This is a genomic window from Thermovenabulum sp. (genome assembly GCF_049723235.1).
In the GTDB taxonomy this organism is placed as follows: Bacteria; Bacillota; Thermosediminibacteria; order Thermosediminibacterales; family Thermosediminibacteraceae; genus Thermovenabulum.
Genome location: NZ_JBNARB010000024.1, coordinates 20,681 through 27,680, shown reverse-complemented (window position 1 = coordinate 27,680; position 7,000 = coordinate 20,681). Strand labels below are relative to the sequence as shown.

The 7,000-nt window shown below is 41.1% G+C and carries 9 protein-coding genes; 5 read left to right on the top strand and 4 right to left on the bottom strand.

Going from position 1 to position 7,000, the window contains the following annotated elements:
* Window positions 1-246: 246 nt before the first annotated feature.
* Window positions 247-1,581: a type I glutamate--ammonia ligase gene (gene glnA / locus ACPLOV_RS10395; RefSeq protein WP_424911128.1), complete on the bottom strand. Its 1,335-nt coding sequence runs from the start codon at window positions 1,579-1,581 to the stop codon at window positions 247-249.
* Window positions 1,582-1,862: 281 nt separating this feature from the next.
* Here glnA and ACPLOV_RS10390 point away from each other — a divergent pair, with 281 nt between their 5' ends.
* Window positions 1,863-2,222: a MerR family transcriptional regulator gene (locus tag ACPLOV_RS10390; protein ID WP_424909191.1), complete on the top strand. Its 360-nt coding sequence runs from the start codon at window positions 1,863-1,865 to the stop codon at window positions 2,220-2,222.
* 49 nt (window positions 2,223-2,271) lie between these two features.
* On the opposite strand, the gene ACPLOV_RS10385 is transcribed toward ACPLOV_RS10390, so the two are convergent.
* Window positions 2,272-2,943 carry a GntR family transcriptional regulator gene (locus ACPLOV_RS10385; protein WP_068748456.1) on the bottom strand — a complete coding sequence of 224 codons (672 nt, stop codon included), beginning with the start codon at window positions 2,941-2,943 and terminating at the stop codon, window positions 2,272-2,274.
* 109 nt (window positions 2,944-3,052) lie between these two features.
* On the opposite strand from ACPLOV_RS10385, the gene ACPLOV_RS10380 reads away from it, so the two are divergent.
* Together ACPLOV_RS10380 and ACPLOV_RS10375 are read left to right on the top strand one after the other, a co-directional pair.
* Window positions 3,053-3,709 (top strand): endonuclease III domain-containing protein, encoded by a 657-nt coding sequence (locus tag ACPLOV_RS10380; protein ID WP_424911127.1) that lies wholly within the window; start codon window positions 3,053-3,055, stop codon window positions 3,707-3,709.
* Window positions 3,706-4,131 carry an EamA family transporter gene (locus tag ACPLOV_RS10375; RefSeq protein ID WP_424909189.1) on the top strand — a complete coding sequence of 142 codons (426 nt, stop codon included), beginning with the start codon at window positions 3,706-3,708 and terminating at the stop codon, window positions 4,129-4,131. The genes ACPLOV_RS10380 and ACPLOV_RS10375 overlap by 4 nt, the downstream gene beginning before the upstream one ends.
* Here the strand turns inward: ACPLOV_RS10375 and ACPLOV_RS10370 are convergent.
* The gene (locus ACPLOV_RS10370) at window positions 4,118-4,660 is read right to left on the bottom strand and encodes a flavin reductase family protein (protein WP_424911125.1); all 543 of its coding nucleotides are present in this window, start codon (window positions 4,658-4,660) and stop codon (window positions 4,118-4,120) included. The genes ACPLOV_RS10375 and ACPLOV_RS10370 overlap by 14 nt on opposite strands.
* 180 nt (window positions 4,661-4,840) lie before the next feature.
* Here ACPLOV_RS10370 and ACPLOV_RS10365 point away from each other — a divergent pair, with 180 nt between their 5' ends.
* A complete protein-coding gene (locus ACPLOV_RS10365) occupies window positions 4,841-5,029 on the top strand; it encodes a hypothetical protein (protein WP_424911124.1) in 189 nt (62 codons plus the stop codon).
* A 35-nt stretch (window positions 5,030-5,064) separates the two neighbouring features.
* On the top strand, window positions 5,065-6,057 hold the full coding sequence (locus ACPLOV_RS10360; RefSeq protein ID WP_424911123.1) for an MFS transporter: 993 nt from the start codon (window positions 5,065-5,067) through the stop codon (window positions 6,055-6,057).
* On the opposite strand, the gene ACPLOV_RS10355 is transcribed toward ACPLOV_RS10360, so the two are convergent.
* The gene (locus ACPLOV_RS10355; RefSeq protein WP_424909186.1) at window positions 6,030-6,968 is read right to left on the bottom strand and encodes a DMT family transporter; all 939 of its coding nucleotides are present in this window, start codon (window positions 6,966-6,968) and stop codon (window positions 6,030-6,032) included. The genes ACPLOV_RS10360 and ACPLOV_RS10355 overlap by 28 nt on opposite strands.
* Window positions 6,969-7,000 lie beyond the last annotated feature (32 nt).

Genomic DNA, 7,000 nt, shown 5'->3' with positions numbered 1-7,000 from the left:
TTATTTATTTTGACAAATTCCTTTCATAAATTTTGATTTATTAATATAAAAAAATATCCCCGGTAGAATTTTCGTTACTACCGGGTAGTTTTTAAGGTAAACAGGTCAGTCAATAATTTGGGAAAAATAAAACCATTGAAGAAATTTTTTATAAGGGCATTTACTACTTAACCATCCATGTTTTGTAAAACACAACCATTGATGAAAATAGATTTGGATTTTATTTTCTTTTGATTTATTCTAAAATTAGAATACGGGTAAATACTGATCCAATTCCCACTGATGGACCTGAGTTTTATAGGTATCCCACTCTATCAATTTTGCCTTCACAAAGTGCTCGTAAGCGTGGGGGCCGAGGGCCTTTTTTATCACTTCATCCCTGGAAAGATATTCCAGTGCTTCCTTTAAAGTGCCGGGAAGGTTTTCTATCCCCTGGGCCAGCCTTTCCGCCGGAGTCATCTCGTAAATATTGTCAAAGGTTTGGGGACCGGGCTCAATCTTATTTTTAATTCCATCTAACCCGGCTGCCAGGATTACCGCCAAAGCCAGGTAGGGATTTGCTGAAGGATCGGGGCTTCTGAGCTCGATCCTGCTGGCATTGCCCCGGGCAGCGGGCACTCGCACCAGAGCGCTCCTGTTTTTACTCGACCAGGAAATGTATACGGGAGCTTCGTAGCCCGGAACCAGCCTTTTATAGGAGTTTACCGTGGGGTTGGTAATTGCGGTAAATCCCTTCACATGGTGCAGTATGCCGCCTATGAAGTATTTTGCTATCTGGGAAAGCCCCGTTTCCTTATCTTCCGGGTCGTAAAAAGCGTTTACCCCATCCTTGAAAAGGGACATATGAAGGTGCATTCCGGATCCATTTTCCCCGAAAATGGGCTTCGGCATGAAGGTGGCGTAAAGCCCGTGTTCCATGGCTATGGCCTTGGTCACGAACTTGAAAGTTACTATGTTATCGGCCGTTCTCAGAGCCGGGGCGTACTTAAAGTCTATTTCGTGCTGTCCCGGAGCAACCTCATGATGGGCAGCTTCCACTTCAAAGCCCATCTCTTCTAATGCAAGAACAATATCGCGCCGGGCGTTTTCACCTAAGTCCACAGGAGAAAGATCGAAATATCCTCCCCTGTCGTTGGTCTTAATGGTGGGTCTTCCATCCTCGCCAAGCTGAAAAAGGAAAAATTCCGGCTCAGGTCCTACCTGAAACTCGTAACCCATTGCTTTGGCTTCATCGCATACCTTCTTTAGAATTGTCCTCGGGCACCCGATGAAGGGTTCTTGATCGGTGGTATATATGTCGCACATCAGCCTGGCTTCCGCCCCCCTCCTGGGCCTCCAGGGGAGAATACAGAAGGTATCGTAATCGGGCCTTAAGTACATATCCGATTCCTGAATCCGGGTAAAGCCTTCAATACTGGAACCGTCGAACATTATTTTGCCGTCGAGAGCGTCTTCCAGCTGTTCTACGGTAATCGTGACATTTTTAATTATCCCCAGAATGTCCGTGAATTGCAGCCGAATAAACTTTACATCCAGTTCCTGAGCCTTTTTCAAAATATCGCTCTTGGTGTACTTGGGCATAATTTCACTCCTTTATAAATATTATTTTAATTAGATATTTTTAATAAAAACCTGTTAAAAATTTCTTCCCTATAGCTTTGAGCCCCATTATTTTCTTAAACCACATTTAAACTATATTTGTTAAGTATAATATCATTCATATTTTTATGTGTCAACTATTTGTAAGGTTTTATTTTTTATATTTTTTTGTATTATAATTATTGTCAGGTTTATATTGACTCATCCCGGGAGGTTTTGTTAGAATTAAGCTGAGGAAGTTTCAAGGGGAGGACGGATGCCCTGTGGAAAAGGATGAAAAGGGCTTTTACGGCATTGGAGCTGTAGAGCAAAGAACCGGTTTATCGGCAAGACAGATTAGGTATTACGAAAATTTAGGGCTTATAAAGCCCGAAAGAACCGAGGGCGGTCAGAGAAGATATACCGAAAGGGATGTGCTCCGCCTTTTAAGGATAAAATACCTTAAAGAAAACGGTTTTGACTTAAAATCCATTAAAGAAAAAATTGAGGAATTCGAGAGGGAGCTGCCCTTGGAAAGCATTGGCGATCTTTCCCCTGCGGAGCTAAAAATTTCATCGTTGTATCCCGTTTCCAACCGGGCCATATTAATGAAGCTTTTAGATAAGATAAAGGACGGCAAATAAAATCCATAAAAAGTCAAAGTAAAAAATAAAGTCCGGCCTCTTTACCGGACTAAAATACTTTTTTGTCTTTTAGATAAGGATTCAGGTTTTGCCTTGCCTTTTCCACATGGTTTATCATGGCTTGTTCCGCTTCCTCGGGGTTTCTTTTTGCAAGGGCTTCGTAAATTTTTTTGTGCTCTTCCAGGGTATAAGGTGCCCTTCCTATGCTCTTAATTGACACCAGCCTTGCCCGCTGTATAAAATGGTTGAAGTGGGATAAAACGGATTCCAAGGGTCTGCTCTGGCAGGCTTTGAAAATAAGGTCGTGGAACTGCGTATCCAGCTCCGACGCTTTTTCTATTTCTCCCTTTTGAGTATAAAATTCCATTAAATCCAGTATATCCTTCAATTCCTTCAGCTGCTCCGGAGTAATTTTTTCGGCTGCCCACCTGGCTGCCAGCCCTTCGATCATTTTTCGTATGGTGTATATGTCCTCCACATCTTTTTCGGTAACACCCTCGACAATTACCCCTTTATTGGGTATGCTGGATACAAGGCCTTCCAGTTCTAACTGCCTGATGGCTTCCCTCACCGGAGTTCTGCTTACTCCCAGTTCCCGGGCTACTTTAAGTTCTATAAGGCTTTCTCCCGGTTTGTATACACCGTTCAGAATGGCATTCTTCAGATGTTGATATATCTTATTTCTCAACGAATAGCCGCTTTCCTGTCCCTGCCCTATCATGAAAGCCCTCCTCAAATAAATTAAAAATATGCGCCCTTTTGGGCAATTTAATTATAACATATGATAAATTTTATTTAAAGCAAATAATAAAAGGGGTGGGAATGCAAAAGTGGAAAAAAATATTTTCTTTGTAATCTTTGAGAAATTATTTGAGGCTTATGGCCCTCAAAACTGGTGGCCTGCCGAGAGCGATTTTGAAACGGTAGTTGGCGCAATACTGACCCAGAGCGTATCCTGGTCGAACGTGGAAAAGGCCATAAAAAATCTCAAAAAGGAAGGTCTGCTTTCTCCCCGGGCCTTAACCGAGGTGAATGACGAAAAACTTCACAGACTTATTCGCTCCACAAGGTTTTACAAGCAAAAGGGGGAAAGGCTCAAAAATTTTTGCAGGTATCTTTTGAAAAATTACGACGGCAGTTTATATAAGCTGTTCGATAAAGACGTCTATGAACTCCGGGAGGAACTGCTGGGATTAAAAGGGCTGGGAGAAGAAACGGTGGACTCCATCATCCTTTATGCCGCAAAAAAGCCGATTTTTGTGGTAGACGCCTACACTAAAAGGATTTTTTGCAGGCTCGGAATAATAAAAGAAGATATAGGCTACAAAGAACTCCAGGAATTGTTCATGTCAAATTTACCCTTGGATGTATCCCTCTTTAATGAATACCATGCACTTATTGTAAAGCTCGGAAAGGAAGTCTGCAGGACAAAACCCGGCTGCGGGCTTTGTCCGTTAATAGATTTATGCAGGGAGGCGAAGAAATGAGACCCATTATTTTCGCCCTTCTCACAGCATTTTTCTGGGGTTTAGCCCCGATATTTGGAAAAATGGGGCTTACCAAATTGCCGCCTTTAGTAGCTCTTTTTATAAGAACCTTCAGCATAAGCATAGCCGTAGGTATTTGCCTTTTGGTCTCGTATATGGGAGGATACCTGCCCGCCTTTACCTTAGATAAACGTACCCTTATTTTTATCGTTTTAGAGGGGATTTTTGCCTCCTTCTTAGGACATTTTGCTTATTTTTACGCTTTGAAGGAAGGCAACGTCTCGCTAGTGGTACCTTTGAGTGCAACTTATCCCCTTTTTGCCCTTTTATTTGGAATTCTTTTTTTAAAGGAATCCCTGGCTTTAAATAAAATAATGGGGGCCTTAATCGTTATTCTCGGCATCATTGTCATGAGGTTGTAGCTGAGCTTTCAAAACCTAAATTTTCGGTTTTCATCCTTATAGCGGTAATTTCTCCGATATACATGTGATGAAAATCCCCGTGCGGGTAAAAGGAAACTTTTATTTCTCCGGGGATTGCGTTTCTCTCGATGGGTGCTTTATAGATAATTTTGCATTCTAATATTAAATCGCAGTCTTCTATCCCCGGCGAATCAACGGTTTCTCCCGGTAATAGCTTTAGATTAAATTCCTTTATTTTGTCCACGGACTCTCCGGAGAGCGTACCGCACAGCCTCAGCTCCTTTGAGAGGTCTTTTTTAAGAGGTATGCTCACCGTATAGGAGTCCGCTTTTTCTATTAATTTAAAAGTGTAGCGGGAAGGTCTTACAAAGGCGCAGAATACTTCTTTTTGCCAGAGCACCCCCGTAAATCCCCACCCGATGGTCATGGTGTTTACCTTATCCTTTGATTTAACCGTAAGAAAAGCTCCTTTTTTCAGCCCTTCGGCAATATATGAAGAAGCCTCTTTTAGAGTGATCCTTTTAAACATCTTTAATTCCTCCCTTTGTATTATTCTCTTTTTTATTAAATTATTGCATAATTTATCCAAATTTACACCCTGTTTTTATTGACAATACTTATTCTTTTGAATAATATAAATATGGTTTGTATTTTCTGGAAAAAGGGGGGCTCAAAAATCGAAAAAAGGGTTATAAAAAACGTGGTCCTGATGTTCTTAGGAAAATCCATTTCCCTGCTGGGAAGTTATCTTTATAACTTTGCCATCAGCCTTTACGTATTAAAAATGACGGGATCGGGGCTATCTTTTTCATTAAGCCTGGTAGCCGGCACCCTCCCCCGGGTGATTTTTGGCCCCTTTTCCGGTGTTCTTTGCGATAATTTCAGTAGAAAAAAATAGTAGTATTCTCCGATTTAATAAGCTCTGCCACTTTAATGTTATTTTACTTTCTTTTTGATCCTTCAAAATTAAACCTTATACTTGTCCTATCGGTCAATTTTATCCTGGCCATCTGCAATATTTTTGAAGATGTCTCCTTCAATGCCTCCATGCCCGCAATCGCCGGAAGGCAGAACCTAACAAGGGTAAATTCTATAAACTCAGGGATAACTTCGCTTTCTTCCATTGCCGGACCCTTTATTGGCGGTATTATTTTCGGTTTTGTCGATTTAAGCTTTTTTATAATGGCAAACGCCCTTTCCTTTCTTTCGGCGGCGCTTTTAGAGCTTTTAATAAATTTTAATTTATTCCCCGAAGAGGCGCCGGAAATTCAAAAAAAGGCTTTAAACTTGAACCTATTTTTTTCGGAGTTAAAGGAAGGCTTTTCTTTTGTAAAGTCCCAGAAAACCATCCTTATTATTTTCTCCGCTGCGGTTTTCATTAATTTCTTTTTCAACTTTGGAATCAATGTCCCCTTTCCTTATATTATAAACAACGTAATAGGCCTTTCCCCTTCGCAATTCGGTATCTTAGAAAGTTTTTTCCCCGGCGGGATGCTTATGGGCTCTTTGGTCCTCGCCCTTTTGCCCGAAAGAAAGAATCTGGCTTTAACTTTGTACATCAGTCTTTTAACCATTAGTGCTTACATATTCATTACCGGCTTTATTGTACTGCCCTTCCTTTTAAGAGTCCTTTCTAAAAACTTTTACTTTTTTGCAAACATCTTTCTAATCCTGGTGGCGGGTATATCTTCAAGCTTTGCCAATATCCCCATACTGTCTTTGCTTCAAAAAAATATACCTTCCGATTTAAGGGGAAGGGTTTTCGGGCTTATTTCTTCTATGAGTTCTTTGATGGAGCCGGTGGGCATGTTCCTAGCAGGACTGCTGGTAGATAATGTCCCGGTTTACATACTTTCCCTGACATCGGCAGTATTTTTGGCCTTACTAACAAATTACATCTATTTCGGTCTGAGGTCCGAAGCGTAATCAACCTGTGATTTTTCCGAAAAGCGATTGGCACCCCATACGCCGATGAGGATTAAAAGGCTTCCCACGGCGTTGTACCAATAAAAACTCTCGTCACCCCAGATTACTCCCGCAATAATTGAAATTAATGTGGTAAGGTTGCTGAAAACCGACGAGCGGGAGGTTTCTATTCTTGAGAGCATGTAATTTAAAAGAAAATAGGCTACAACCGAGGAAAAAAATCCTAAGTAAACCACCGAAAAAACAGCCTTCAGATTAAATAAGGGAAGAAAATATCCGGAGATATTTCCTTTTTTTGTATGATCTATTATGGACACGGCGTTGAAGAAAAGCATTCCTACGATCATCATAAAGTAAGTTATCTCTTCGGGAGTGTACTCCTTCGATATTTTTCTTGATATCACATTGTAAAGTCCGGCGCTCACCACCGCCCCCAGTACAAACACGGTGCCCAGAAGGTTTTTCCCCACTTCCAGCTTCCCCTTCATTAATATCATAAAAGCCATTCCGAATACCGAAAGGAATATAAAGAATATTTGTCTTTTTCCGGGTCTTTCTCCAAGAATAAAAAAGGCAAAAATAAGGGTTACTACCGGGATCACCGCTATCATCATCCCCGTTTCGGAAGAAGAAGTGAGCTTTACCCCGGTAGTCTCAAAGATGAAGTATAAAATCGGTTCAATAAAGCTTATCAGCATAAGGGGTAAAAGGGATTTCTCCTGGAAGTTCACTTTTACAAAACCGGTTCCCCGGAGTATTAAAAAAACGATAAAAGCGAAGCTGAACCTCAATGCGAGAAGGTGATAAATATCCATCACTTCCAGCCCTCGTTTTGTAAACAAAAAGGAAAAACCAAAAATCATGGAACAGATTAACCCGGCGATTATCGCCTTTTTTTCTTCTTTTTGCATTATATATTCCTCCTCCGATGCGGCAACCAATG

Bases quoted from the DNA above. Each gene is read 5' to 3' on its own strand.
- ACPLOV_RS10355 (WP_424909186.1), bottom strand. From the start codon at position 6,968: ATGCAAAAAGAAGAAAAAAAGGCGATAATCGCCGGGTTAATCTGTTCC.
- ACPLOV_RS10385 (WP_068748456.1), bottom strand. From the start codon at position 2,943: ATGATAGGGCAGGGACAGGAAAGCGGCTATTCGTTGAGAAATAAGATA.
- ACPLOV_RS10375 (WP_424909189.1), top strand. From the start codon at position 3,706: ATGAGACCCATTATTTTCGCCCTTCTCACAGCATTTTTCTGGGGTTTA.
- ACPLOV_RS10365 (WP_424911124.1), top strand. From the start codon at position 4,841: ATGTTCTTAGGAAAATCCATTTCCCTGCTGGGAAGTTATCTTTATAAC.
- glnA (WP_424911128.1), bottom strand. From the start codon at position 1,581: ATGCCCAAGTACACCAAGAGCGATATTTTGAAAAAGGCTCAGGAACTG.
- ACPLOV_RS10370 (WP_424911125.1), bottom strand. From the start codon at position 4,660: ATGTTTAAAAGGATCACTCTAAAAGAGGCTTCTTCATATATTGCCGAA.
- ACPLOV_RS10360 (WP_424911123.1), top strand. From the start codon at position 5,065: ATGTTATTTTACTTTCTTTTTGATCCTTCAAAATTAAACCTTATACTT.